General features: G+C 48.2%; 19 protein-coding genes and 6 pseudogenes. 10 read left to right on the top strand and 15 right to left on the bottom strand.

What is annotated here, in order from left to right; all coding sequences use genetic code 11:
* Nucleotides 1-9: 9 nt before the first annotated feature.
* From G8S19_RS05240 to G8S19_RS05220, 6 genes and pseudogenes are all read right to left on the bottom strand, one after another.
* A complete protein-coding gene (locus G8S19_RS05240) occupies nt 10-549 on the bottom strand; it encodes a DUF6453 family protein (RefSeq protein ID WP_253686201.1) in 540 nt (179 codons plus the stop codon).
* 50 nt (nt 550-599) lie between these two features.
* Nucleotides 600-1,337 (bottom strand): annotated as a pseudogene (locus G8S19_RS05235) (host specificity protein J); the annotation flags it as partial.
* A 60-nt stretch (nt 1,338-1,397) separates the two neighbouring features.
* A pseudogene (gene gpFI, locus G8S19_RS22455) lies at nt 1,398-1,478 on the bottom strand (DNA-packaging protein FI); the annotation flags it as partial.
* Nucleotides 1,479-1,523: 45 nt separating this feature from the next.
* Nucleotides 1,524-2,327 (bottom strand): annotated as a pseudogene (locus tag G8S19_RS05230) (major capsid protein); the annotation flags it as partial.
* Nucleotides 2,321-2,560: pseudogene (locus tag G8S19_RS05225) on the bottom strand (phage terminase large subunit family protein); the annotation flags it as partial. The pseudogenes G8S19_RS05225 and G8S19_RS05230, both read right to left, overlap by 7 nt.
* Nucleotides 2,535-2,861: pseudogene (locus G8S19_RS05220) on the bottom strand (terminase small subunit); the annotation flags it as partial. The pseudogenes G8S19_RS05220 and G8S19_RS05225, both read right to left, overlap by 26 nt.
* Here G8S19_RS05220 and G8S19_RS05215 point away from each other — a divergent pair.
* Nucleotides 2,858-3,073 (top strand): annotated as a pseudogene (locus tag G8S19_RS05215) (tyrosine-type recombinase/integrase); the annotation flags it as partial. The pseudogenes G8S19_RS05220 and G8S19_RS05215 overlap by 4 nt on opposite strands.
* Nucleotides 3,074-3,115: 42 nt before the next feature.
* A complete protein-coding gene (locus tag G8S19_RS05210; protein WP_253686199.1) occupies nt 3,116-3,913 on the top strand; it encodes a hypothetical protein in 798 nt (265 codons plus the stop codon).
* A 194-nt stretch (nt 3,914-4,107) separates the two neighbouring features.
* Here the strand turns inward: G8S19_RS05210 and G8S19_RS05205 are convergent, their stop codons facing one another.
* Nucleotides 4,108-4,833: a GNAT family N-acetyltransferase gene (locus tag G8S19_RS05205; protein ID WP_253686197.1), complete on the bottom strand. Its 726-nt coding sequence runs from the start codon at nt 4,831-4,833 to the stop codon at nt 4,108-4,110.
* Between the two features lie 228 nt (nt 4,834-5,061).
* The gene (locus tag G8S19_RS05200) at nt 5,062-6,531 is read right to left on the bottom strand and encodes a PLP-dependent aminotransferase family protein (protein WP_121584943.1); all 1,470 of its coding nucleotides are present in this window, start codon (nt 6,529-6,531) and stop codon (nt 5,062-5,064) included.
* A 126-nt stretch (nt 6,532-6,657) separates the two neighbouring features.
* Here G8S19_RS05200 and G8S19_RS05195 point away from each other — a divergent pair, with 126 nt between their 5' ends.
* Nucleotides 6,658-7,116 carry a GNAT family N-acetyltransferase gene (locus G8S19_RS05195; protein ID WP_048212960.1) on the top strand — a complete coding sequence of 153 codons (459 nt, stop codon included), beginning with the start codon at nt 6,658-6,660 and terminating at the stop codon, nt 7,114-7,116.
* A gap of 868 nt (nt 7,117-7,984) precedes the next feature.
* On the opposite strand, the gene G8S19_RS05190 is transcribed toward G8S19_RS05195, so the two are convergent.
* The 4 genes from G8S19_RS05190 to dpaL form a co-directional block, all read right to left on the bottom strand.
* Nucleotides 7,985-9,271, bottom strand: a complete 1,287-nt coding sequence (locus tag G8S19_RS05190; RefSeq protein WP_048212961.1) for an MFS transporter — start codon at nt 9,269-9,271, stop codon at nt 7,985-7,987.
* Nucleotides 9,272-9,349: 78 nt separating this feature from the next.
* The gene (locus tag G8S19_RS05185) at nt 9,350-10,942 is read right to left on the bottom strand and encodes an amidohydrolase family protein (RefSeq protein WP_061068407.1); all 1,593 of its coding nucleotides are present in this window, start codon (nt 10,940-10,942) and stop codon (nt 9,350-9,352) included.
* A gap of 68 nt (nt 10,943-11,010) precedes the next feature.
* Nucleotides 11,011-12,195 carry a YgeY family selenium metabolism-linked hydrolase gene (locus tag G8S19_RS05180; RefSeq protein WP_115643005.1) on the bottom strand — a complete coding sequence of 395 codons (1,185 nt, stop codon included), beginning with the start codon at nt 12,193-12,195 and terminating at the stop codon, nt 11,011-11,013.
* 33 nt (nt 12,196-12,228) lie between these two features.
* A complete protein-coding gene (gene dpaL, locus G8S19_RS05175) occupies nt 12,229-13,443 on the bottom strand; it encodes a diaminopropionate ammonia-lyase (protein WP_040233393.1) in 1,215 nt (404 codons plus the stop codon).
* Nucleotides 13,444-13,823: 380 nt separating this feature from the next.
* On the opposite strand from dpaL, the gene G8S19_RS05170 reads away from it, so the two are divergent.
* The 7 genes from G8S19_RS05170 (at nt 13,824) to galE (ending at nt 22,780) form a co-directional block, all read left to right on the top strand.
* Nucleotides 13,824-15,572: a sigma-54-dependent Fis family transcriptional regulator gene (locus tag G8S19_RS05170; RefSeq protein WP_137346407.1), complete on the top strand. Its 1,749-nt coding sequence runs from the start codon at nt 13,824-13,826 to the stop codon at nt 15,570-15,572.
* A gap of 335 nt (nt 15,573-15,907) precedes the next feature.
* On the top strand, nt 15,908-16,846 hold the full coding sequence (gene melR, locus G8S19_RS05165) for a transcriptional regulator MelR (protein ID WP_253686195.1): 939 nt from the start codon (nt 15,908-15,910) through the stop codon (nt 16,844-16,846).
* Between the two features lie 194 nt (nt 16,847-17,040).
* Nucleotides 17,041-18,501, top strand: a complete 1,461-nt coding sequence (nhaC, locus tag G8S19_RS05160; protein WP_253686193.1) for a Na+/H+ antiporter NhaC — start codon at nt 17,041-17,043, stop codon at nt 18,499-18,501.
* Nucleotides 18,502-18,642: 141 nt separating this feature from the next.
* Nucleotides 18,643-19,815 (top strand): MalY/PatB family protein, encoded by a 1,173-nt coding sequence (locus G8S19_RS05155; RefSeq protein ID WP_253686191.1) that lies wholly within the window; start codon nt 18,643-18,645, stop codon nt 19,813-19,815.
* 155 nt (nt 19,816-19,970) lie between these two features.
* On the top strand, nt 19,971-20,606 hold the full coding sequence (locus tag G8S19_RS05150; protein ID WP_005122990.1) for a carbonic anhydrase: 636 nt from the start codon (nt 19,971-19,973) through the stop codon (nt 20,604-20,606).
* A gap of 153 nt (nt 20,607-20,759) precedes the next feature.
* Complete coding sequence (locus tag G8S19_RS05145; protein WP_116360819.1) at nt 20,760-21,698, top strand: hypothetical protein; 939 nt, start codon at nt 20,760-20,762, stop codon at nt 21,696-21,698.
* Nucleotides 21,699-21,763: 65 nt separating this feature from the next.
* Entirely contained in the window at nt 21,764-22,780 is a 1,017-nt protein-coding gene (gene galE / locus G8S19_RS05140) for a UDP-glucose 4-epimerase GalE (RefSeq protein WP_061068412.1), read from the top strand.
* A 47-nt stretch (nt 22,781-22,827) separates the two neighbouring features.
* Here galE and G8S19_RS05135 read toward each other — a convergent pair whose 3' ends face one another.
* Genes G8S19_RS05135 through G8S19_RS05125 form a run of 3 tightly spaced genes read right to left on the bottom strand, consistent with a single transcriptional unit; the run spans nt 22,828 to nt 25,773 of the window.
* Nucleotides 22,828-24,219 carry a DUF4832 domain-containing protein gene (locus G8S19_RS05135; protein ID WP_253686189.1) on the bottom strand — a complete coding sequence of 464 codons (1,392 nt, stop codon included), beginning with the start codon at nt 24,217-24,219 and terminating at the stop codon, nt 22,828-22,830.
* A 31-nt stretch (nt 24,220-24,250) separates the two neighbouring features.
* Complete coding sequence (locus G8S19_RS05130; protein ID WP_101742956.1) at nt 24,251-24,658, bottom strand: hypothetical protein; 408 nt, start codon at nt 24,656-24,658, stop codon at nt 24,251-24,253.
* A 2-nt stretch (nt 24,659-24,660) separates the two neighbouring features.
* A complete protein-coding gene (locus tag G8S19_RS05125; RefSeq protein WP_048212972.1) occupies nt 24,661-25,773 on the bottom strand; it encodes a glycosyltransferase family 4 protein in 1,113 nt (370 codons plus the stop codon).

Genomic DNA, 25,773 nt, shown 5'->3' with positions numbered 1-25,773 from the left:
AAATTTTCCTCAGTACATATTTGGGAGAACGAGAATGGGCATGGTGATATTTCTGTTTCGGGTCATATCCCAGCCTTTGCTGGCATAGTTACCAAAAACCCGGTTGTATGCAGACCTGACACTCCCCCCGGACATCACGACACCCTTCATTCGGAGATTGCCGTAACCGCCGTCCATACGGACCTGCGCACCGGTATAAACGATCTGACAGAACCCGCCGCCAATGTTCTGGAACGCATCGGTAATCTGAATTTGCCGGTCATATACAAAAGGCCGCTTCAGCGTGGAGAATGTCACCTGGCCAGCGGCGTTCGTCATGGTGATACCGTCACCGCCAACAGGTGCTGTCTGATTGAATATCACCAGGTCAATTGTCGCCGTTCCGGCCACGTCATCCCTGCCTGTATACGAGATATCGCGAACAATAATGCTGCCACCATCAAACCCCACCGATACATTCGGGTTATCCCATTTCCCAAAAGGGATGCCGCCAACCGGGAGCGATGCGATACCGTTAACTTTGATGCGCCCGGACCAGGCGCAGGTCATCAGCGCGGCCTGATTAGATATGGCGGTGAAGTCGGTAGAGTTCGCAACCAGTACTGCTGGGCGTAGAGCTCATCGGATTCGACCACCCACACACATTCCACCTGCGGTGTCTCGGAATAGGCCGTGGTTACCGTCACAACCCTGCCGCTGACCGCCTGCACGGTACGGCTTTGAGAAGCCCCTGATGGCAGATTGAGAATAAGTCGGCCGCCGGGCTCCACATCAGCAACGCGATCCAGGGTGATAGCCCTGCCATTTACCGCGCTGATACGCCCGCCAGTGACTTTACCGGAAAGCATTTCATCCGCGACCGCAATAATATAGCCAGGCTGCGGAATGTTACCGTCCAGCCCCACACCAAACGACACCACCCGGTCTTTGTTGTTGGTCAGGATCCCCCAGCGCCCTTTGCGGTTTGCCTCTGACTGCCGGGTGCAGCCGATGGCAGTCAGCTCCAGCTGGTTGAAGCCGTAGCGCGCCACCAGATTCTGCTCAAATACCGGTTCCATCGCATCAGCGTAGGCATTATCCGGATCGGACCAGGAGACAAGTGCCGTGGTGTAACGCGTTTTGGTCGTGCTGCTGGAATAGGTGAACTTGCCGTCAATGACATTCGCCCGGGTGTAGCTGTAATCGATGTCACGCGGCATATCTGCCAGACAGACGATCTGATCCCCGCCCCAGTAGGTCATCCCGCGGAAGATAGCCGCGAAGTCGCGCAGCACGGTGTAAGCATCATTCCTGTCCTGTACATACACGTTGCAGACATAACGCGGCTCCGTGCCGTTATCCGTGCCGTCATTCAGTTCTTCCTCCAGCTCTGCAATGCGCATAGAGAGCTCCTGAATGGTGCCACTGGTATTCACTTCCCGACCAAGCTGCACGCCAAGCTCATTAAGCCGCGCAATCAACTTTTCTTTTTCTGTCATAAGAACAACTCCGGAACAGGGCCCCGCAGGGCCACAGAATGGACATCAGGCGAGTTTGACAGACACGAATGCATCCGGGTCAGCCAGCAGCATCAGTGGTGCAGACTGAATCATGGTGAACTCACGCGCCGGATCGCCTGTCTGTACCCAGTTTTTCGGATAGCGCGCGGAGGCGTTAATGCCTTCACGCTGGGCATCAACATCCTGAATACAGCCGTAGGTGCGCAAACCGCGCGCCTGGGTATTACCCAGCACCATACTCAAATCCGGCAGGTAGTTCTTTTTGGTGTCATCTTCAATGTATTGCCCGGAATAGACGACAATGGCCACATCACCATACATTCCCTTATAGGAAACTGCTTCACCCAGATCCTTCAGCGCCGTTTCCAGTTCAGAGTTAGAACCCCGGCGGGTGTCGAGCTTCTCTTTTACCGCTTTGAATGAACGGAACAACGCCCAGCCCTTCGGATCAAAGACGATGATATTGACCACGCCGCTGGCGTTCAGCGCATAGGTTTCAATATCGTCAGTGGGGTCATAAGTTTCTTTGTCGCGGGTGCTCCATGCCGCAGCACCTGCCTGGATGATGTTGTTTCCGGCACTGCGTCCCATATCCACTTCAACCGGCTCAAACGCTTCGCCGGTCATGGTGTATTTACCGTTGAGGACAGCAGCCACTGCCTGCTTCTCCTCCACCTGGGCAATCGCCAGTTCTTCATCCTTCATGTTCTGCAGGATAATGCGACGGCGGCGGTAGGCCGGGTCAGCCAGATTTTGAGGGTCTTCATCCGGCAGGCGGCGCAGCGTCATCTGCGGGTTTACCTCGTGCTTGGGCTTGACGTAACACGGGCAGACTTAACAACGTTAACTTCACGTATGTAATCGTTACCCATCGCATTCATAATCGCGCGCTGAAACGGCAAAGTTTCCCAGCGCCCTTCCTGGTAGGCCGACTCTTTGGGGAGATAGTAATTATCGTCTGCCCATTCAACCGCCGTTTGCGGCTCAGGCCGGTACAGCGAAAGTAGCCCCGCGCGCGCAGAGTGCTGCAGCCCCTTAACCTGACTGTTCGATATATTCACTCAGCAACCCCGGTATTATTTCATCCAGCGCAGCTGCTTTGTTCATGGCCTTAATGATGTCCTTCTTCAGGAAATCAATATGTCGGTTTTCCAGCTCCGGGAAGCGCCGCTGAACCGACAGAGGAACTCCATCAAGAATGCTGGCTACTTCTCCGGCCATCCGCGACAGCACGAACGTGCAGAATGCGGTTTCCACCACCTCAGCGGAATCTTTTGCATTTTTTAGTTCCTGGGCGTCTGCCTGCGCCCGGGTGAGGCGGTGACGCTCATAGTCAATCGTACCTGGCTGGAGGTCGGATTCCTACATTACGTAAAGCTGGTATTAGGTATCGCAACCCATACCAGACACGCCACACTTTTGCGACACGCCTAATCAGCTGCGGAGCTAACTTGTTCTGGCTGGCTGCTCAAATGGGGCATAAGGGCCCTGAAATGCTTTTTAGGCACTATGGTAGGTATTTGAAAGAATACGATAACAACACATCAATGAATCCATTGAAAAAAACACTCTAGTGGCAAATAATCCCTGTTTCTATGAGAAGCAGGGATTACAAAATGGCAGAGCCAACATGGGTCGGTTTAGGTGGACTTATTGCGAGTGTTTTTTCAGCAATTGCAGCCTACCTTGCAATAAGGCAAACGATTATACAGCGTAAAATTGCAAACAAAGTTCAATTAATAACAAAAAACATTATAATTCATGTGCCTGAAGTAAAATCCAGAAATTCTATAAAAATAGACAGATTCTCAGAGATTTTTAAATCAAAATTACCAGTAATAAATGTCGGACTAGGACCTGCAATAAAAATTGAATATGATTGGGTTTTTGATTACGAAAAATCACTTATAAGTAGTGGTCTTAAAAAATGGGACAGCACAGACCCAAATAAAAACCTAGATGAATTAAACTCAGGGAATTATGTCTATAAATATGACAAGTTTGGTTTGCAGTACATTCATATTTTAAATAATAAAGATCGAGACTGGATTTTCCGCACAGAAAAATATAAAGATATAGACTACATTTTACCTTGGGCTGTTCATAAGGAAGAAGTCAAACTAGATATCCCCAACCTAATGTTAATTTTATTAACTCGTGAATGCGTAGGTGACAATATAGATATTATTGATATGTTTCGTTCAAAACAAGGTCCCAAACTAATAATTAGATATGAAGATATCACTGGTACAAAAACAACAAATATTTTCATTTCTACATTTAAAAATACGAACGTAAAAATTGGTGACAATGGCTACGATATGGAATTCACTCTTACAATCGCTCCAGTTCAAAGCAAGACAGCAGTAGCACTTGAAAGGATACGCAGAAGATACACGGCAATTTTTAGATAAATTAAATTAATTATAAACAACAGGTTACATAAATTCGGACGCGGGTTCAACTCCCGCCAGCCCAAAATTCTCCATCGGTGATTACCAGAGTCATCCGATGAAGTCCCAATAGCCCGCACGGCGCAAGCCCTGCGGGCTTTTTTGTACCCGTTACAGACCGAGAACATCCAGCCAAATCCAGAGAAAATTGGCACCTATGCCGTCGTGCTTTCATTGTTTATCAACGTTGTCAGGCGCTTAATCTGTTGTCCTTTGCTATCAAAATTACCCTCATCAAGCCACAGAGTGAACGCTTCGCGTAGCGCTGGGTATTCACTATCAATGATCGAATACCACGCGGTGTCCCGATTACGCTGGTGCACAACAACGGCCTGCCGGAATATGCCTTCAAAGGTAAAACCAAAGCGTGTTGCTGCCGCACGAGAAGGCGCATTAAGCGCATCGCATTTCCATTCAACGCGGCGATACCCCAGCCCCTCAAAAACATAGTCTAACAGCAGCGACATGACCTCCGTTGAAACCCGCGAACGTTTCATGCGTGATGAATAGGTCACCCAACCCACTTCTATTACGCCATTCGATGCATCAATGCGCATAAGTGCCAGCGTGCCGACAGCCTGCATGCTGGCCAAATCGATTACAGCAAAATGCATGGGGTCGGTCTGCGCCGCAATCTTCGTTAAATAGCTTAAGAAAGAATCAAAGGTCGTGAATGGCCCTGTCGCGAGATAGGTCCAGTCGCGAGAGTCAGGCGTATCGCAATAGGCGTCATAAAGCGTCTTTGCGTGGCGTTCGACGTTAATACGCTCAAGTTTGCAATAACGACCGGTGATCTGCTGAGCCGTAGGAAATCGCGCACCTTGCCAGTCAGGTAACGCTAAACCAACGGGTTGCTGGAATTCATTAAACGTGGATGACATGCTATTTACCTCTCATAATAGAGTGTCAAATGACTGCAGAGTAAGAGACAACTGACAGGGTAAAAAGAACCACAATGGATGTTTTTAACAGATCCACATGACGATGCTATACCGAACATCAGCACCGTATTGCTTATCCGCAATTAAAAAATGCCGGTCATGCCACTGTTGTGGAAATAAGAAATACTGACATTATTACGTGCCATCGCTATCAGCATCAAAGCGACGCTACATGGCATGGGCAAGACGACGAATTCCCTCAACAATAACCTCTGGCGGGTGATTCGCAAAACCGATCATAATCCCCTGCCGGGAGATATCACCATGATAATAATGACTCAATGATTGAATCCCCATCCCCAGCATTCTGGCTTTCAGTTCGACCTCATCTCCGGTCAACCCGGCATGCAACCAGCAGACAATATGCACCCCAGAATCAGAAGGCTGAACGGTCATTTTATCGGCAAGATAGCATTGAATAGCATTGACCAACGCCGTTCGCCTCTCGTAGCATGCCTTACGAACCCGTCGTACATGGCTGGCGTAATGTCCTTCTTCAATAAAACTCGCCAGTACCGCCTGCTCAAGATAACTGGAGCCAATATCGGAAAAATATTTTGTCACGATAAACTGTTCTTTTAATCCTGGCGGAACAACTAAAAAACCTAAACGAAATTCTGGGTACATCATTTTTGAAAATGTCCCTGAATATATTACCCGCTGATGCTGATCTAATCCCTGCAAGGCTTGCAAAGAGCGTGCGGTATAACGAAACTCACTATTGTAATCATCTTCAAATATCCATGCCCGGTTAACCCGAGCCCATTCCAGTAGCTCAAGTCGTCGGGATAAACTGAGTGTCCCGCTAAGCGGGTACTGATCGGAAGGAACAACATAGGCCAGTTTCGCATGAGGGAAATAATCAATGCCGTATCGAACATTCATTCCTTCGTTATCCACCGGCACAGGTCTCACAATTGCCCCTGTTGACATAAATACCCCGCGCGCACCTTTATAACCAGGGTCGTCCAGCCAAACGTCATTTCCTTTTGTAAGCAACGCCCGGGCAGTAATATTTAACGCCTGCTGAATACCGTTTACGATAATTATCTGATCTTCACTACAGTTAACCCCTCGCGTTGTTTTCACGTAGTGACAAATTGCTTTCCGTAAGGGATAAAAACCGCAGGGGCTGGTATGAGAGCCGAGTTGATGCCGGGATTGTCTCCAGACTCGTCCCAGTAACTTGCCCCATAATGAATGAGGAAAGAGATCGGTACAGCCCACACCGACGGCAAACAGACGGTTCATTTCACGCCCTTCAACATCGCCAGACCATAAACCACGAACGGATACGATATCCGCATTTAGCTGCCCATCAACAGGCAGTTCATCCCCTTGCTGTAATTCAGGATAGAGACCGCTGATGCTGCGGTCAGGAAGACTTGGCGTGACAAAGGTTCCAGCGCCTTTGCGCGTCTGAATATACCCTTCGTCTAACAGCCGGTCATAACCCGCAATTACCGAGTTCCGTGAAATTGACATCATCTCGGACAGTCCCCGGGTTGAGGGTATCTTTGTCCCTGGCGGCAAACGGCCTTCTACGATTGCGTTGCGTAGCGCATGGTACACCTGTTCCTTAATAACGCCTTGCTCTAAAAAAAGCTCCTGAAATAAAGGTGCACTATTTTTTTTCATTGCACTCACTCTTACGTTAAAAGTGGATCCTGGAAATATTTGCAAAGTGTCTCTTTGCGGTGGCTTATGCAATATTTAGGATAACCGCCATAGAAAACCACTCTGACTAAAATTATCAGGAGACCTATGAGTAACCAAAACACAACTGCACCGATTACTATCGAACCCGTCACCCAGCAAGACTACGCGGGCTGGCTACCGCTTTGGATAAATTACCAGATTTTTTACCGTACTGAAATTTCAGACAAGGTCACACAATTAACCTGGGGGCGTTTTCTCAATCCTGTGGAGCCTGTTTTCTGTGCTGTCGCAAAATCTGACGGTAAAATTGTCGGTCTGGTACATTATCTCTTTCACCGCTCAACCTGGGCGGAGTCTGATTATTGCTATCTGGAGGACTTATTTGTTAGTGAAGAAACCCGGGGCAAACACATCGGCAAGCAGCTTATCGAGTATGTTCAAAAACACGCCCGCAAGCGCCATGCGGCAAGATTATACTGGCACACACATGAAACAAACCTCCGCGGTCAGCGCCTTTATGACTGGGTTGCCAGCAAGAGTGGGATGATCGAGTACCGTATGTAAAATAAATAATACCCATTTAATCGGGTAGTTCTATGTAAACATCCCCCCGTACTGTACCTTCATTTTTCAACACATCGTCTGCGGCTCTGTTTCGCAAAGCCGCAGAATCCGAAATCATCAGATTTCTGAGACCAAATACCCGCTACGCTAAAAAGTGATATATTCATATATTTTAAACTTCCCATCAATAAACAAACATTAATTTTCAACACGTTGCATATATCTTACTGCTCATGAGTTTTATTTTCACATAAAATGTCCCTACACTTGTTTTGCATCTCTATATTGCCGGAGCGACCTCTAAACAAGCCGCCGGGTTGCATCGGTGCGGCATGAGATAATATATCAGTAAATATACTTTCTCATAATTTTGGGTGATATCAATTTGGCTAACTGGCGATCTGGAGATGTTTGAGGAGCTGGGTAGTGAAATAATAGTGTAACCAGGCGGGATGTTTTCCCAACATTAACGCGTTACTTTCACACATAAAGGAGAAAAACAGGGTGCCGGAATAGCAACTTACGCAGCCCTGGCTTTGTCATAGTCTCCTGTTTTATTATTAATAATTAACCCTGAAAATATCGAGTGACAATGCAATTGTTCTAAATGTAGTTCATCCACCAAAGAGATATATAAAATAGCCAGAGTTTTAAATCACCTTGACGCCTATACAAATTGTTACCCTAATAACAATGTTATATGCACCTATCCCGACCCAGGAGAAATAAACAGTAAGACATCTTATTTTTGCAGTTTAAAAAAACTACTATTGTTTTTCTTAGAGAGAGCGATTAAAGGTTTAATTTAACAGCATAACTGTAAATCCTGTGGCTCTGGAACAGCAGAGCCACAGGCGTTTGACACTAATCAGGCTTTACTGGGTATTGCACCTACGGCATGCGAACCTTTTACGGTCAACGTCACCACAGCGGAACATAACAGGGCGGCGATCATAAAGATAAATGCACTGTTGTAACTTCCGCCGCTGCTTTGGATAAGCCAGCCAATAATCGGCGCAGAAACTACCCCCGCCATCTGACCGCCAAAGTTAACAATACCGGAAGCCCGCCCCATGATATTGCTGGGGATGGTATCCATTAAAATGCCCCAAAATGTCGCCATGGCAAAAAACATAAACAGCGCAGAGATACACTGATAAACCACCGCCATATCCGCGCTGCTGACGCTGAAGGTCAGATACAGGAAGCCCGCCGCAATAACCGACGTCACGACATACAACGTCTTGCGCATCGGTTTGAATTTATCTGAGCAATATCCGCCGATTAATGTCCCACCCGCGCCAAACAGGAACGGAATTGCCGCCATCACTCCCGTTTTCGCCAGTGAAAATTCACGCACGGTAATCAGGTAGCTTGGCAACCAGGTTGAAAACCCCCAGAAGGTGATATCAAACAAGAACCAGATACTGGCCATCTGCCAGAGCACCGGCATCTTGAGCACGTCTTTAAACGCGATAGCGCTCGTATTTTGCAGGCCGCCCTGATCGTCAGCGGCTAAATCGGCCAGATCCTGTTGCGTAATCGCAGGGTGATCTTTCGGGTTGTCACGTGTGAATAAGTAGATACCCGCAGCAATAAACAGGCCCGGGATCCCCAGCACAATAAAAACCATGTGCCAGCCAAACGCCCCGATAATACTTGCCGCGACCACTACCGCCAGTGCGGGGCCTAAGGTATTTACCGTTGACTGAATTGCTGTAGCTCGACCGCGTTCTTTCGAAGGGAAATAGGTGGAAATCATTTTCCAGGAAGCTGATGGGAAGCACCCTTCGCCAATACCGAAGAAGAAGCGAACAGCCAGCATCAACGGCAGCGTTAATACCGCACCGGTTAAGCTGGTGAAAACTGACCACCAGGCAATACCAATAGCCATAATTTTACGTGAGCCAAACTTATCCGCCAGTAAACCACCGGGGATTTGGAACGCGGCGTAACCAATGAAAAAGGCGCTAATAATTAAACCTTGTTGAGTTGTATCAAGATTTAAATCTTTGCCGATATAAGGCAACGAAACGCTCATGACCATTCTGTCGAGGAACGAGAGTAGCCATGCCAGCCAGATTAATGTCAGGACGGTATATCTTGCTTTCCAGGTCTTAGGTTTACCTGAAGGTAAAGATGTTTGTAGGTTCATTGTGATGTCCTTGGGGTGTAGTGATCTACCGCGGCCATAAATGGTCGCGATAGATCCATGCGTGTTTAGCGTTATTTATTAATATTGTTTTCTGATAACAGTACCGCTACAGGCATAACTTTCCGTGCCATTAATTAAGGCTATGCGTCCATTAACCATCACGATTTCAATCCCTTCCGGATATTGATTCGGTTCAACAAATGTCCCCTTATCCGCAATAGTCTTGGGATCGAACATCACAATATCCGCCGCATACCCTACCTTCAGTAGTCCGCGATCCTGCAGACCCAACACCTCAGCGGGTTTGCCTGTCATCTTGCGGATTGCCGCTTCCCAGCTCAGGCATCCTTCTTCACGCACGTATTTACCCAGCACGCGCGGGAAGGCGCCAAACACACGTGGGTGTGGTTTACCCGCGCCCATCAGTCCGTCAGTGCACACGTTCTGTTCCGGCCGGCAGAGAAACTTAATGACGTGTTCTTCAGTGCCGTAAAAGTCGACCATGCCAACGGCGTTTTCTTCTTCAAACAACAGATCGAAGGTAGCGTTGTACGGATCTTTACCGCGCAATTCCCCCAGTTGAACAAGGTTCAGACCAACAGCATCCTGATTTTTCTCTGTCTTGACGCTGGTGACAAAAATCTGATCCAGGCCTGCAAAATCAATGAAGTTATCCCAACCAGGAATGCCCTGCTGGATATCCTCTATCATTTTGGCGCGCAATTCAGGCGAGGCCAGACGCTCAAGTAATTTGTCCGTCCCGCCAGAGTGGACCCACGGAGGCAGGATCACGCCGAGCATGGTGCTGCCCGCCACATACGGATACTGGTCGTAAGAGATACGGATCCCCTCTTCCTGGGCCTGCTCCAGCATGCCCAACATCTGGTCAATCAGCCCCCAGTTTTTCTTCCCACAGACCTTCATATGTGAAATATGCAACCAGACGCCGGTAGCTTTAGCGATATCGATCAGTTCCTGCGTTGAACTGATGATATCGTCAGCCTCACTGCGCTGGTGTACCACAAAGATCCCGTCATATTTCGCCGTGACCTTGCACAACTCAATCATTTCAGCGGTATCACCAAAAGCACACGGCATATAGATAAGCCCAGTTGAAAGACCAAACGCCCCGGCTTTTAGCTCACGTTCAAGGACTTCACACATCTTCGCCACATCTTCACGCGTGGAAGGGCGTCCATCCAGGCCCATCGCTTCCATGCGTACGTTACCGTGTGGCACCAGATATGCCAGGTTTGTCGCCGGATGTCGGGATGCCAACAGGTTGAGATAACCGTCCGTGTTTTTATATTTCCAGTCAATTTTGTCGGTGTCGCCGTCCAGTCCGGCAATATTTTTACGCCATGCCGGAATATATTCCTCCGGCAATGGTGCCAGCGCTACGCCATCCTGCCCCAGCAACTCGGTAGTAATCCCCTGGCGGATTTTCGCTGACAGCGCAGGATTAATAATGGCTGACAGATCAGAGTGTGTGTGAGTATCAATAAAGCCCGGGCAAATAATTTTCCCTGTTGCATCAATAACCTGTTCATTGACGCCAACATCAATTTGACCAATTTCGACAATATGCCCTTCATCAACCATTACATCGGCAATTCGGCCTGGATTACCCGTTCCATCAATCACATTTCCGTTTTTAAAAATGGTTTTCATCGTTATTCTCCATTGCGGTGCCGCGTAGCAGCACCACCTGTAAGGTAAGAGGTATTTATCTTTATTTTTTAACGGCGATAGAGTGTCTGGATGATGCTGTAATAGCCGCGGGCCGATCCGGTCAACTGATCAATCTCGATATACTCGTCGATGGTATGCGCCAGGTTTTCACGCGACGGCCCAAACCCGATGGTTTTGATCCCCGCTTCCCCCGCGTAGTGGCTGCCGTTGGTACAAAATGAGTACTGCGTAATGGTTGGATTAAAGCCAGCCTCGCGAACACCCGCCAACGCTGCCTGCACGAACTCGTCAGACTCGTCATAAACCCAGCCAGGGAAGAAACGCTCACCCTCAATGGTGGCTCCGGTATAGCAAGACTCCTTGCCAACCGCGTAAGAGACGCGGGCTTTGAACTGCGGGTCCTGGGCGGTTAGCTCTGCAAGTGCATTTTCCAGTGGCGCAATAACACTTTCTTTGGTTTCGCCCACCAGCAAGCGGCGATCGTAAGTGGCGCGGCAGTAATCCGGCACCACTGATGCGCCAGGATACGGCGACGATTTAATGTCTGTCAGTTCCAGGATACCGGGGCCAAGAACCGGGTGGGTTGGCGGAGTAATGGTGCGAATTTTGTCGATCAACTGCGCCATTTTGTACACCGCGTTAATTCCTGCCTGCGGGTTGGCGGAGTGGGCAGGTTTACCAAAGGTTTCAACCACAATTTCAGCACGACCACGCTGGCCGATTTTCAGATTCAGTTCAGAAGCTTCGCCAATAATGACGTAATCAGGCTGATAGCGCTCACTGACCAGACGAGCGGCAATGCCTTCAAAACACTCTTCATGAACGATACAGGCGACGTAAATTTTCCCGGCGAAATTACGCTGAGTATCCTGGCCGAAAAAACCTACGGCAGAGATCATCGCAGCAACAGCACCTTTCATATCGGTGGTGCCACGACCATAAATTTTGCCATCGTCAATATCACCGCCGTACGGGTTGCGGGTCCACTTCTCTTCGTTCACCGGCACAGTATCGATATGACCATCCAGAACCAGCGTTTTCCCCGGCTGATTTCCCACAATACCGCCAACGATATTGCCGTATTTATCAACATGGATGTCGTCGAACTGGTAATGCTGCATCATTATTTTTATGGCATTTACCACGTCCCCTTCCTGACCTGAATAACTTTTTTGCTGGATCAGCGCCTGGCAATTTTTAATAACTTCTTCAATACGGGTTGCAGATAACATGGGGTTTCTCCGTTAATACTCTCAATCAGGAAATTATTTATTGATGCCCGGGTACTGACCGCCCCAGACAATATCCAAATATTGTTGCGGGTCGGTATCACCTTCAGTACTTATCAGCAACACGCGGGAATGCTCATCCAGACCCAGTTGCTCACGGGTTTGGGCCAAATCCGGGGAGGTCATCAACAGCGCCAGAAGACCTGTCGTGACGGCCCCAGACTCACCTGAAATAATTTGTGGGTCGCCCGCCAGCGGGTTGCCCAACATACGCATGCCCAGCGCCGCGACTTCATCAGGGCAGGAAGCAAATGCGGTGGCATAATCACGCAGTAACTTCCAGCCAATGCTGTTTGCCTCACCACAGGCCAGACCCGCCATCACGGTCTGTAAATCGCCGCCTACCGCAACAGCATCCCCCTCTTTTGCACGGGCTGAACGATAGAGACAGTCGGCAATTAACGCTTCGGCGACGATCACTTTCGGACGATTTTCGCCCCATGCGGCCGTCACCATACCCTGCACCATTCCCGCAAATGAACCCACACCGGCCTGAACGAAAACATGCGTCGGGGCGACCTGATGGAGTTGATCAATCGCTTCCAGCATCAGCGTGCCGTAGCCCTGCATAATCCACTGCGGGATCTTTTCGTACCCTTCCCAGGCCGTGTCCTGCACAACGATCCAGCCATACTTTTGCGCCTGATCTGCGGTCATACGCACGGCATCGTCATAGTTCATATCCACGATTTCAGCGGTAGCGCCTTCATTGCGGATAGATGCCAGCCGCTGCTGTGAAGATCCTTTCGGCATGTAAACCACCGCATTTTGCTTTAGCTGGCGCGCCATCCACGCCACTCCGCGCCCGTGGTTACCATCGGTGGTGGTGGCAAACGTCACGGTCTTCAGGTCATGGCGTACTGCTTCACTGGTCATGACATCAAACGGCAATTCACTGATATCCTTCCCCACTAATTCCGCGATATGGCATGCCATCGCGTAGGCGCCGCCCAGCGCTTTGAACGCTTTCAGGCCAAAACGTTGAGACTCATCTTTGAGGTAAATATTTTTTACGCCCAGTTTTTGTGAAAGTGCCGGCAACGTATACAGCGGTGTTGGAGCGTATCCCGGAATAGACCGATGAAAATTCAACGCTTTTACCAGTTCCTGGCGACTAAAGGGGGCCAGAGGTGCGTTAGGGTGCTCGGTAAACGGCGTCTGGTTGATAAAAAATGATAAGTTTTGCTGCATCATAAAACCTCATTATCCTGGTAATTCATTCCCTGTAATCGGTGTAATACAGAGTTATTTACGCTATCGGTAATCCATAAAAGCAAAATGCTTACCAGTTTTTTAGAGAATGAGGAAAAAACTAGAAATAATTTAATAAATTCTTTTATTTCAATAAATTAATCAACTTTTAATGGTAGCAAGGTAAAAACAGCCGTCATTAGTTTATCGCCTGGTTTTGATAAATTCTCATAAATGATAAATAGTGTGATCACGAAGGATAAAATTAAAAAAACATCCAAAAACAATACGCTAGATTGATTTTTCGCAAATCAATTTTGCAATGGTTCGCCTATTTATCATTTTCCTTGAGAAATGAGACACCTTACCGGAGAAGTATCATGATTTCAGTACTGAGCAATATCCAGGATGATATATGCAATTATGCCGACGCTATTTCCGGCATTACCGGGACTGATGTAGAAATCATTGATGAATCTTTAATGCGCATTGCTGGCACCGGTAAATACCGACATATGCTCAATGAGAACGTGGCAAAAAATGGTTATATCTATCGGCATGTTTTGCAGGTCCGTGAGACGGTTTTGATCAAAAACCCCGGTGAACATCCTCTATGTCAACTGTGTGAAAAACACCATTACTGCTCTGAAATGCTGGATTTGAACGCCCCTATTTTTCTCAATAACCGCGTCATTGGGGTGATCGGCATTATTTGCTCAACGCAAACACAGCGTGACACTTTGCTTAGCCAGATCGATAAATTTGTCACGTTTATAGAGCAAATTGCCGTCATGATCTCCAGTAAGGTCTTTGAATGCCTGGAACGCTTACGCGCGCAGGAGACGCTCGGTGCCTTTCGTCGTCTGATTGATGCAATGGATCGCGGCGTTGTGGCCATCGATGGCAAGGGCCGCATCTGGCATGCCAACCATTCAGCAGATCGCATACTTAACCGTGAAGTTCAGGGATTACCTCTGACCATTGAAACGACCGGAGACAGTTTGTATGGCGATGAGGAAGCATGGCTGACGCTTGAAGGGCAAAAACACCATGTGCTGTGTAAACAAATCTCGCTCTCGTCACTGGATAACGACCGATTAACTATGGTTATCTTTCGCGATGCGCACGACTATCTGAGCACGATTGCTCCCTCGCCCTATGAGTCTGACACACAGGTACGTCTTATTGGCCATTCCCCCTCAATGGAACAACTCAGAAGTACCATTAGCAAAATCGCCAACAGCTATGCCAGTGTACTGATCACCGGGGAAAGTGGTTCAGGTAAAGAAGTTGTGGCATTTGCTATTCATCAGAGCAGCCCGCGTAAAGCCGCCCCTTTCGTGACCATCAACTGCGCCGCTATCCCTGAACAACTCCTGGAAAGCGAACTGTTTGGCTACGTACGCGGCGCATTCAGCGGTGCCGATCCCAAAGGCCGTGTGGGGAAATTTGAGCTGGCCAATGGGGGTAGCCTGTTCCTCGACGAGATTGGCGATATGCCACTGCATTTGCAGGCCAAGCTGCTCAGGGTGCTGCAGGAAAAAGCCATCACCCGTGTGGGGTCTAACAACACCATCAATATTGACGTGCGGATTATTGCCGCAACCAACAAAAACATCAGCGCGATGGTCGAGAATAATCAGTTTCGTGAAGATCTTTTCTATCGCCTGAACGTGGTCCCTCTGGTACTTCCTTCCCTGCGTGAACGCCGGGCGGATATCGCCGTCCTGGCACAATATTTTGCCGATGAATTCTCGCTAAGCTACCAGCGACCGCCGCAAAAACTTCCCGATGATGTTATTAACCGCCTTTATGCCTGGCACTGGCCGGGCAACATCCGTGAACTGCGCAATGTCATCGAGTACATTTTTGTCATGCGCGGAGAAGCCGCCGGGATCAACGCCAGCCATCTGCCCCCTTACCTGCTTACCGCAGCCGATGGCAGAAAAAGCACAATGATGGCGCAACCTCGCCAGCTTGCCCACCAGGGCAAACAAGCAGAGAGAGATGCCATTGAAAACGTCATACAGCGATTTGGTTCAAGCGTTGAGGGTAAGAAACAAGCCGCGACAGAACTGGGGATCAGCATTGCGACGCTGTACCGAAAACTAAAACTCTATGGCTTATGAGCCTCGCCTTCTCAACGACAAAATCTGCATTATCCAATACTGCCGATCATCAATGCTCGCTTATCAGGCCTACGTCTTACAAGCTTTAGTAGGCCGGATAGGGCGTCAGAGCCGCCATCCCACAGGTACAGCAAAGTCCCTTATGGTTGAGCGCTTTTAAAATTAAAACTCGCCATTCCCGCTATCTCAGATCGGCAATCAACAGGCACAGGATCTGAGTTTTTGGGAATAATTTCGCGAAAATGGAGAGAAAACGGTGATTTTTTTCGGTTAAGCTATGTGCATGCTTTGGCGCTACCACAAGGTCAAATTCACTCTTCAGGAACCAACCCGTAATGGCTAAAAGTATTCCGCAGCTGCCGCATGATCCCCATATGTGTCGCAGCTATGAAAAAAAGACTCGTAGCCCACTGGCACTCTATTCAGAGTATCAGCGTATGGATGTCGAGTTGCGGGAGCCGCTGGCCATGACTTACAGTCACTGGCATGGCCAGGTTGAAGTGAATGTGCCATTTGATGGTGATGTTGAGTACCTGTTCAATGACGAAGTGGTACAGAGCAAACAAGGCTTTATCACACTATTCTGGGCGTGTACCCCTCATCAGCTCACGAATGCCGGGCACTGTAAGCAAATGGCTATCTTCAACTTGCCCATGCATTTATTTTTGTCCTGGCCGCTGGATAGAGAGCTGATTAATCACGTAACGCACGGCAGGGTGATTACCTCATCGGCATCCCAGCAGCTTAGCGTTTTTGAGGTTCAACGTTGGCAAAATGAACTCAACAGCGATAACGAACAGATTCGTCAGTTAGCCATTGATGAAATCGCCCTGATGCTCAAGCGGTTTAACCTCTCAGGCTGGCGGACAGTATTGGGAAACCAAACTGCACGAACCCAGAAGAATAGCATTTCGCGGCATTCACAATTTTACGTCAGCCAGATGCTGGAATTTATTGCCGCCAACTGTGACAAATTGCTGACCGTCGAGGCCATTGCCGATCACGTCAAACTTAATCCTAATTATGCGATGGGTATCTTTCATCGCGTAATGCAACTGACGATGAAACAATATATTACGGCGATGCGCATCAACCATGTACGGGCATTACTCAGCGACACCGATAAAACCATTCTGGATATCGCGATGATTGCGGGTTTTCGCTCCAGCAGTCGATTTTATAGCTCATTTCATAAATACGTCGGTATGCCGCCTCAGCAGTATCGCAAGCTCAGCCAGCAACGCCGAAATCATCCACCTTATGCGGAGGGATAATTGACTATCAAATCTATCTCTTATTTTACTGCTGAAATATGAACATCATAACAGCAGGCCAGAAAAGATCGCCTGAAACAGTTAATAAAATAGAGTTCGTTCAACAACTCACGTAACTACGCCACTCCATTATTGATTGGCCTGTAGCAGGTATTTCTTTGGCTTGTTCAACCGTTAACGATTGGGATGGAATTATGGAACAAAATAGCTGTACCTCACACTACAGAAAAAAACTCTCTTTCTTTTGGTCAGTATTACCTATGGTGATCATGCTGGGCGGGATTAGCATAGGATATTTTATATTCAATATTCGTGCCGAACCTATGATCCTGATGGGAACGGCAGCCGCTTCATTTATCGCCATTGCTCATGGTTATACATGGGATGATATTCTGCAATCGATTTGCAATAAAATATCAGAAGCACTGCCAGTCATTCTGATTGTCGCCAGTATCGGGTTTTTGATTGGCTCCTGGATGGTATCAGGTACCATCCCGATGATGATCTATTATGGTTTGAAGTGGATTAACCCTCAGTATTTTTATATTTCAGCATTTATGCTGGGGGCATTGATCTCAGTGTGTACCGGCACCTCATGGGGTTCCATTGGTACCGTCGGAATTGCCATGATTGGTGTCGCCATTGGCCTTAATGTCTCTCTGCCCATCGCCGCTGGAGCCATTGTTTCAGGTTGCTGGTTTGGCGATAAACTCTCGCCGGTCTCTGATTCAACCAATATGGCGGCACTGGCTGCCGGTGTAAATCTGTACTCCCATATTGGCCATTTGCTGTGGACTACCGGTCCGGGATTCATTATTTGCTGCGTGGTTTATAGCTATATGGGAATGGGCATTGATGCCGCTGTCAGTACACCAGAAAATATCACCCAGTTAATGAACGCTATCGGCCAAATTTATCAGTTCAACCTTCTGTTGTTGCTACCACCGATTATAGTTTTGTACGGCTCACTATCGAAAAAACCGCCTATCCCGATGTTGTTTTTGTCCACCATCGTATCAATGATTCTGGCTCTGGTTTTTCAACAATTCAGCGCATCTTCGGTCGGTGAATCCGTGGTCAGCGGCTTTAAACTCGCGATGCTTACCGGAGACCCTGTTCCTGCACTGTCATCTGATGTCTCGCGCTTATTAGAGCGAGGCGGCGCAATCTCTATGTTCAGCAGTTTTGTGACCGTCTTCAGCGCCTTTAGTTTTGCTGGTGCCATGAGTGCGACTGGATCCCTGCACACGGTTATTAACGCGCTGACAAAAGGGGTTAAATCAACATTCCGCCTGGTCGCTACCACCATTGTTACGACGTTCACCATCTGCGCCTGTACCGCCAATGGAACCTTACCGTTGTTATTGTGCGGCGATGCCTTTAAAGATGAATACAAAAAACGTGGACTGGCCGCGAAGAACCTTTCGCGAACCACCGAAGATGCCGGAACCGTTGTCGAACCTATTATTCCATGGTCTGCTTCTGGTGTTTATTGCGCCACGATGCTGGGCGTGACAACTCTTGATTACCTGCCATGGGCAATTCTATGTTACAGCGGCGTCATCTTTGCATTGCTGTGGGCAGCAACCGGTATTGGCATTGCTAAATATGAGTCTAATGAACTGACTACCAATAGAGTTGAACAAGAATCATAAAGTGATAAATAGCTAAAGACAGCTATCACCAAGGGTATTTTACTATATCAACCAGATATGTACATGACGTGTGCATAAAAATCTCTGGTTTATTTCACGCGGCTTAAATTATTTATTTCAGAGACTATCCAGGAGTTAGCAATGTCTTTGTTTGATGATATTGTCACAAGGGATGTTAATTGTCGTAAATACGGACAATTACAACAAATGTACGGTACCAGCGATGTATTACCACTATGGATTGCGGATATGGATTTTGTGACGCCAGAACCCATCATGGATACATTACGCACAGTAGTAGAGCGGCCTGTTCAGGGCTATAACCTGGATTATCCGCAATGGAAAGAATCCGTTGTCCAGTGGTACGCAAAACAATATGATGCCAAGATTAAATCGCACTGGCTGCATTTTGTTCCCGGTGTCATAAAAACCATTGTCATGTCCTTGCTGGCACTCACCCGCACGGGAGACAATATATTAACCTGTACCCCAATATATGACCCCTACCCTAACCTGGTGAAAACCAGCGGCAGACATTTACTCCAGACCCGCCTCATTGAAAAAGACGGTTGCTATGAATTTGACTGGCAAGATTTCAGCGAGAAACTTAAACAGTGCAAAATGTTTCTTTTTCCCTCGCCACATAATCCTGGTGGAATGGTGTGGTCACGGGAAACGCTTGAAAAGATCAGTCACTATTGCCAGCAGGCCGGCGTCATCATTCTCTCCGATGAAGTGCATAGCGATTTAACCCTGCCAGGTAAGCAACACCGGCCCTTTTTTACCCTTGATGACGCAGCAGGGTGTCAGTCAATCGTACTGACCTCTGTCAGCAAGACCTTCAACACGGCGGCGATACAGGGAGGGATAGCCATTATAAAGAATGATGAACTGCGTCACCGGTTCTATCATTTTCTCGATAACTGTTATCTTGCAGAGACTCACTCACTGCAACAGGCAACGATTTATAGCGCCTATACCCATTGCGGTGACTGGCACCGGGAATTATTGGCTTATCTGGCTGATAACGTGGCATTTGTTAGAAATGAAATCGAAATGCACTGTCCGTTGATTTCAATTGTCTATGGTGGCGCATCCTATCTGCTCTTTCTGAATGCCGAAAAAATGGCGCTTAGCGAGACGCAGCTAAGCGATTTTTTTGTCCATGAAGCCAGACTTGGCCTGTCACCAGGGTCACAATATGGTCCAGGCGGAGAGGGGCACATGCGTCTGAACGTTGGCTGTCCGCGCGCCGTACTGGTAGAGGCGATGAACAGGCTAAAAGCGGCATACCAGAAACGGCTGAACGCATAACGCAGGCCGCTACGCTTGCCCTGCTTCGTCAGGGCAAAATTGCCCAAAGATATTGACCGAACTGCTATAAAGTCTTTCCCTTCTGTCGGCTGGTGTTAAACTGGAAAGTGTGATCTTCATCATAACCTGCTTAAACAGAGAAAAGAGACACTGCTATGCAACATATCATTGAGGGCTTCCTCAACTTCCAAAAAGAGATTTTCCCTCAACGTAAGGAACTCTTCCGCAGCCTGGCATCCAGCCAGAATCCTAAAGCGCTTTTCATCTCCTGTTCTGACAGCCGTCTGGTGCCAGAGTTAGTGACGCAGCAAGAGCCAGGACAGCTTTTCGTTATCCGTAACGCCGGTAATATCGTACCGTCTTTTGGCCCGGAGCCTGGTGGCGTGTCTGCTACCATTGAGTACGCGGTCGTTGCTCTAGGCGTGACTGATATCGTTATCTGTGGTCACTCCAACTGCGGCGCGATGAAAGCCATCGCAGAAAGCCAACCCCTGGATCCGATGCCTGCTGTCGCCCACTGGTTGCACTATGCCGATGCCGCGAAAGCCGTGGTTGAAAAGAAAACCTGGGCTAACGAAATCGATAAAGTGAATGCCATGGTAGAAGAAAACGTAATTGCCCAGTTGAACAACATTAAAACGCATCCTTGCGTGGCTGTTGGCCTGCGCAACAACGCGATTCGTCTGCACGGCTGGGTCTACGACATCGAAAGCGGAGAAATTCGTACTCTGGATAAGAACAGCAAGACTTACGTTTCACTGGCCGATAATCCACACGTCCATTTCGAGTAAAGCTGCACTGGAGCACGGATGCTCTGGCAATCCTCTCACTACGATTTCTGTTAGTAGACAAACACCCCTCATGCGACTAGCTTTTACACTAGCCATCGGTGTGGCTGTCGTGGAACCCGCAATAGATTAAGCGATAAAAAGGAGCAGGTACGCATGCGAACGAAAAATAACAGACTGATTAATATGTTATTTTTTCATGAGTCGTGGGATATTATGATCCTGAAAAGTAATGGTTCGCATACCTTTCCCACTAACACGCTGGACATTCTAAACCGCACCCGAGCCCAACAGCTCAAAAAGAAATATACCTTTCAGGCCGATCCTTTCATTATTGAAAAAGACAATAAAGTTTATGTGTTTTATGAAGCATTAAGCTTTCGTAATTCGCAAGGTATCCTGCGCTGCCGTATCCTTGATGCTAACCTGGTTGAGCTTGAGGATGTGAAACTCGACGGTTTTGATAACCTAAAATGCCATCTATCATTTCCTTTTTTATTTTACAACAACGATCAGCTTTTCATGATCCCGGAGTCTTCAGAAAGGAAAGAGGTTATCTTATTCCAGTCGATAGATTTCCCTACGCGCTGGAAACAGGTAAAAGTATTAGTACCTGATCAGGCGCTCACCGATAACGTCGTCGTTTCGTTGCATGAAAATCTTTATCTTTTATCCACCACGATGGAAGATGAGTTAGTTATCCATACAGCCAATGATGTAACCGGGCCATGGCAAAAAATAGTGCCAACGCTTAACCTGTCGAATCAACACCCCCGAGGCGCTGGCGCACCACATTGCGTTGAGAATAGACTCTATTTCCTCACCCAGGAATGCACACCAGAGACGTACGGAAAGTCGGTTTATATCAAAGAGTTAATCACGATTAATGCATCCAGCTTTGATGAGCATTTGATTGCGCAGATCGATGCCAGCATCAACCAAAGCGAGGGAGTCCACACGCTGAACTTCACCGATAACTATATCGTGTATGATAGTAAGATAAGCAAATTCAGCCTGTTTTCTATACTTAAAAAAATATCTTATAAATGCAGGGTGAAATACCGGAATTATTACCTTAACCGACGCCGCCAATAACATTTATTTATGCCGGTGGCATTAATGAATTAATGATTGTTTGCAAAAAAATATCTGGAGACTGTATGGCAATTTTAGTCACTGGTGGTGCTGGTTATATTGGTTCACATACCGTGCTGACGCTTCTGGAAAGAGGTGATGATGTTGTGGTCATCGATAACCTTTCCAACTCCTCACAAACATCCCTGGACCGGGTTGCGGAACTGACCGGCAAAGCGCCCATTGTTTATATTGCTGATGTGCTGAACAACGATATTCTGAAAACGATTTTCTCTAACCATAACATCACCGATGTCATTCATTTTGCTGGATTAAAATCAGTTTCAGAATCAATAAAAGAGCCGCTTGCCTATTATGACAATAATGTCACCGGCACGCTGGTTTTACTGCGTGAGATGTTAGCTGCGGGGGTGAAGCACTTTATTTTCAGCTCTTCCGCCACGGTATACGGCAACCCGGAAAGCGTTCCATTAAGTGAACAATCGCCAACCGGTGGTACCACCAATCCGTATGGCACATCAAAATTCATGGTCGAGCAAATTCTGGCAGACTTTTCCCGCGCACAGCCCGATTTCCGAATCACCTGCCTACGCTACTTTAACCCAGTTGGCGCGCATCCATCGGGCAGGATTGGCGAAGATCCGAATGGTATCCCCAACAATCTGGTACCGTATATTTCTCAGGTGGCGATTGGCAAGCTGGAAAGCGTGTCGGTCTATGGAAATGACTATCCAACCCCTGACGGCACCGGTGTGCGTGATTACATCCATGTGATGGATCTGGCAACTGGCCATTTAGCGGCACTGGATTGCCAGGAAAAAGGTGCGGCATACAAAGTCATCAACCTCGGTACCGGTATCGGGTATTCCGTACTTAACCTGATTGCAGCCTTCGAGAAAGCGGCGCAAACCCGCATTAATTATAAGATTGTGGCCAGAAGGCCCGGGGATATTGCCGAGTGTTGGTCAGACCCGTCGTTAGCACGAAAAGAGTTGGGATGGCAGGCCATCTACACCCTGGATGAAATGATACGCGACACCTGGAACTGGCAAAAAAACAATCCAGATGGCTATCACGTTTAATTTTTAACGATAAGGAGCCTGGTTACCAGGCTCCTTACTATGGCAGGCTATTTCACCGTTACCGCAGAGACGCGATACCAACCGTTGCTCTGCTTCCCTTCATTGGCAAAGTGAATTCTTGCCGCACCGGTTTTATCCACTATCGCCGTCTCAATAGCATATTTCCCTTTCGGCAGCGTCCCGGGCATCGGCATCGGGTAACTCAGTGAGTACTTTCCGGGCAGCCAGTGACGTATATCTTCCGGGGCATTCCCTTGTGCCACCACCTTATTGGCCTCATCGACCAGACGAAATGCCAGCGTGTAGGGCAAGTAAATCGGCGCGTTACCCTCATTATACCAGGTGCTTGTCAGGGTGAATTCTTGTCCACCTTCCCAGACGGACTCGTGGCTCAGAGATGCTAAGCGAAACCGATAGCCCAGTTTTGTCAGTGCCTCGTCGACAATCGGACGATACTCACGGGGCACTGTTCTCGATTTCAGGTTAATCGTACTGGTATGTTGCTTCACCGCCCAGTCAAAAATCCCCTGCACTTCCGCTCGCGTATAGTGAAACGTATTTTTCCAGTCCTGCATGTACGAGCAGATCTCAAAGCTCACTGGCGCATGTTTCCAGGCATCATTAAATCCTGAATAGCTTTTCTGTGCGGCCTGCAGCCGTTGCGGATAATCATCCGCCATATGGTTCCAGGAAGCAGAAAACACGCGGAGATCGCCCAGGCAGTCCGCACGCCAGCCTGCCCCGCGCGCGACCGCATTCGCCAGACTTTGCCCACCACTCATCAGCATGATTTTTGGCGTACTGGGGAAAGCCGTAAAATGCATCGTCACATAGCGGTCCAACTGCGCCGTGGTATAGCGCTCCAGCAATGGCTTCAGCATCGGGAAGTTGCTGTTATGCCACTCTCCCCACGCCCCCACCATGCCGATATCCACGAAAGCCAGGTTCTCGTTACCATCATAGCGTTTACCCATCGCGTTCAGCAGGCGCTGGCTATATTCAATAAATAGGGGATCGTCTAAATCAGGGATAAAGGTTTTTTTGTCAGGCGTCCAGGTTCCCTTTACGCCTTTGTTAATCAACCAGTCAGGAATTTGTGAACCGGTTTCCGGCTCAGCAAGCGCCATAAACCGCAGTCCGACGTTCATCGCCGGTCGATGCGCCGCGGCATACTTAAAAGCGTCATCAACCAGTGCAAAATTGTACTGGCCTTCGACAGGCTCAAGGTCACGCCAGTAAAAGCGCTCATATTCAAAGCCGGTGTCGGGATAATCCGCCAGTCCAAGCGTTTCACCATATCCTTGATGAAAACTGGCGACCCCGATACCTGGGTTTGTCAGTGGGCCCGTCAATGCTTTGGGGGTTACGGTCGTTAATGCGGCCAATACCGTCAGCGGACAGAACAGACACAACAGCGCAGAAAACCATTTACACTTCATCGCAGTGACGCCCTCCACAGGTTTGATAACACTAGCGGTCTTTCAGGCTTAACCACCAGTCCCAGATACCAACGTGAAAATGTTGGAATACATCAATACCCAATGCGGATTTGATCATATATAGCGTCAGTAATACGCAGCAGGTGACAAACAACGTGCCTAGCAGCAGCAAAAAAGTGAGCAACATGGTCGATAAGGTCGACTCCTGACGATGCCGCTGACGTAAGTCTCTGCCGAATAAAAAAACCAGATAAAAGCGTTTACCGAAAAATGGAAAACTTCTGCGAATATCGATCCGATGTCTTGATGCCAGAGTGCTGGCGACGATCGCTTTCTCGATCCCGTCTTTTTGTTCCGGAGTCAGTCCCTCCGATATATGCTCATCAAGTTGCGCATAAAATCGTTCGATGACGGGGGGGCGATTCTGAGGACTGGTCAAAATTAACCTATATCTTTATCAATTGAGTGATAGACATTGACTGTTTTTCTGGCAATTTCCTGCCAGTCATAATTTTGCAAATAGACACGATAGTCCACGCTATTTGCGCTGGCCCAGGCGGTTAATTTCTCAGCAAGGCTGGACAATGAGCCGACCCGAAAATAGGCCTCAGACGGCAACTGCACTTCCAAATTTGCGGGAATGTCGCTCACCACCGCCGGAAGGGAATACGACATCGCCTCCAGAAGTGCAATCGGTAGCCCTTCATGGTAGGAAGGCATAACGAACAGCCTGGCCTGCGAAAACACCGCCTGAAGTTCATCTCCCCTTAAAAACCCGGTCATCACCACACCAGGGGTATCAGCGGCAAGTTGCTTGAGTCGAATACTGTATTCCGTTGGGTGATCTGCATCGCCAATGAGCACTAGCGGCTGTTGCAAACCACTTAGTTTGTACGCAGAGATGGCATCATGCATCCCCTTTTCTTCCACAAACCGTCCGACCACCACGAAATAGTTTTTCGCCTCGAGTCCAAAGCGGGAAAGCGTGGCATGAAGGGTTTGATCTGACAACGGACGGGGCTTATTGACGCCGTTGAAAATCAAATGCGCATCATAGCGAGCATGTTTTTTCTGAATTAGTTGGTTAATAACCTCAGAAATCACTATCACCTCATTGGCATATCTCACCGCCCAGCGTTCACCCAGCAGCAATATTTTTTTGGCGACGAATCCCCATTTTTGACGATCGTAATCAGGTCCGTGGTGGGTAAAAACCACCTTCTTACCTAACACGCGTAATAATGGGATCACCAAACCCGGTCCTATCGCATGGACATGCACAATATCAGAACGGTCGACACAGGTTCTAAACGCCGCTAAAACGGAATGCACAATCGCTTCCAGTGACCGTTTTTTGGGAGCCCACAGCGCATAGGTCTCAACTTTCTTATAAGAAGATCGTTTGTAGCTAACATACGGCGAGCGGGCGATAACACAAATATCAACGTCAAACTGTTGTTTAATCGCCGGATAAAGATTCTGGCAGTGGGTTTCCACACCGCCCAATACATCCGGAATACCGCGGGTTCCAAAAACCGTTATTTTTTTACTCAT

The sequence above is a fragment of the Citrobacter sp. SX206 genome (assembly GCF_024181025.1).
In the GTDB taxonomy this organism is placed as follows: Bacteria; Pseudomonadota; Gammaproteobacteria; order Enterobacterales; family Enterobacteriaceae; genus Citrobacter; species Citrobacter youngae.
The sequence above is the reverse complement of the archived record's forward strand: the minus strand, read 5'-3'. Positions and strand labels throughout refer to the sequence as shown.

Coding starts and splice junctions, on each gene's coding strand:
- G8S19_RS05240 (WP_253686201.1), bottom strand. CDS start 549: ATGACCTGCGCCTGGTCCGGGCGCATCAAAGTTAACGGTATCGCATCG.
- G8S19_RS05210 (WP_253686199.1), top strand. CDS start 3,116: ATGGCAGAGCCAACATGGGTCGGTTTAGGTGGACTTATTGCGAGTGTT.
- G8S19_RS05205 (WP_253686197.1), bottom strand. CDS start 4,833: ATGTCATCCACGTTTAATGAATTCCAGCAACCCGTTGGTTTAGCGTTA.
- G8S19_RS05200 (WP_121584943.1), bottom strand. CDS start 6,531: ATGAAAAAAAATAGTGCACCTTTATTTCAGGAGCTTTTTTTAGAGCAA.
- G8S19_RS05195 (WP_048212960.1), top strand. CDS start 6,658: ATGAGTAACCAAAACACAACTGCACCGATTACTATCGAACCCGTCACC.
- G8S19_RS05190 (WP_048212961.1), bottom strand. CDS start 9,271: ATGAACCTACAAACATCTTTACCTTCAGGTAAACCTAAGACCTGGAAA.
- G8S19_RS05185 (WP_061068407.1), bottom strand. CDS start 10,942: ATGAAAACCATTTTTAAAAACGGAAATGTGATTGATGGAACGGGTAAT.
- G8S19_RS05180 (WP_115643005.1), bottom strand. CDS start 12,195: ATGTTATCTGCAACCCGTATTGAAGAAGTTATTAAAAATTGCCAGGCG.
- dpaL (WP_040233393.1), bottom strand. CDS start 13,443: ATGCAGCAAAACTTATCATTTTTTATCAACCAGACGCCGTTTACCGAG.
- G8S19_RS05170 (WP_137346407.1), top strand. CDS start 13,824: ATGATTTCAGTACTGAGCAATATCCAGGATGATATATGCAATTATGCC.
- melR (WP_253686195.1), top strand. CDS start 15,908: ATGGCTAAAAGTATTCCGCAGCTGCCGCATGATCCCCATATGTGTCGC.
- nhaC (WP_253686193.1), top strand. CDS start 17,041: ATGGAACAAAATAGCTGTACCTCACACTACAGAAAAAAACTCTCTTTC.
- G8S19_RS05155 (WP_253686191.1), top strand. CDS start 18,643: ATGTCTTTGTTTGATGATATTGTCACAAGGGATGTTAATTGTCGTAAA.
- G8S19_RS05150 (WP_005122990.1), top strand. CDS start 19,971: ATGCAACATATCATTGAGGGCTTCCTCAACTTCCAAAAAGAGATTTTC.
- G8S19_RS05145 (WP_116360819.1), top strand. CDS start 20,760: ATGCGAACGAAAAATAACAGACTGATTAATATGTTATTTTTTCATGAG.
- galE (WP_061068412.1), top strand. CDS start 21,764: ATGGCAATTTTAGTCACTGGTGGTGCTGGTTATATTGGTTCACATACC.
- G8S19_RS05135 (WP_253686189.1), bottom strand. CDS start 24,219: ATGAAGTGTAAATGGTTTTCTGCGCTGTTGTGTCTGTTCTGTCCGCTG.
- G8S19_RS05125 (WP_048212972.1), bottom strand. CDS start 25,773: ATGAGTAAAAAAATAACGGTTTTTGGAACCCGCGGTATTCCGGATGTA.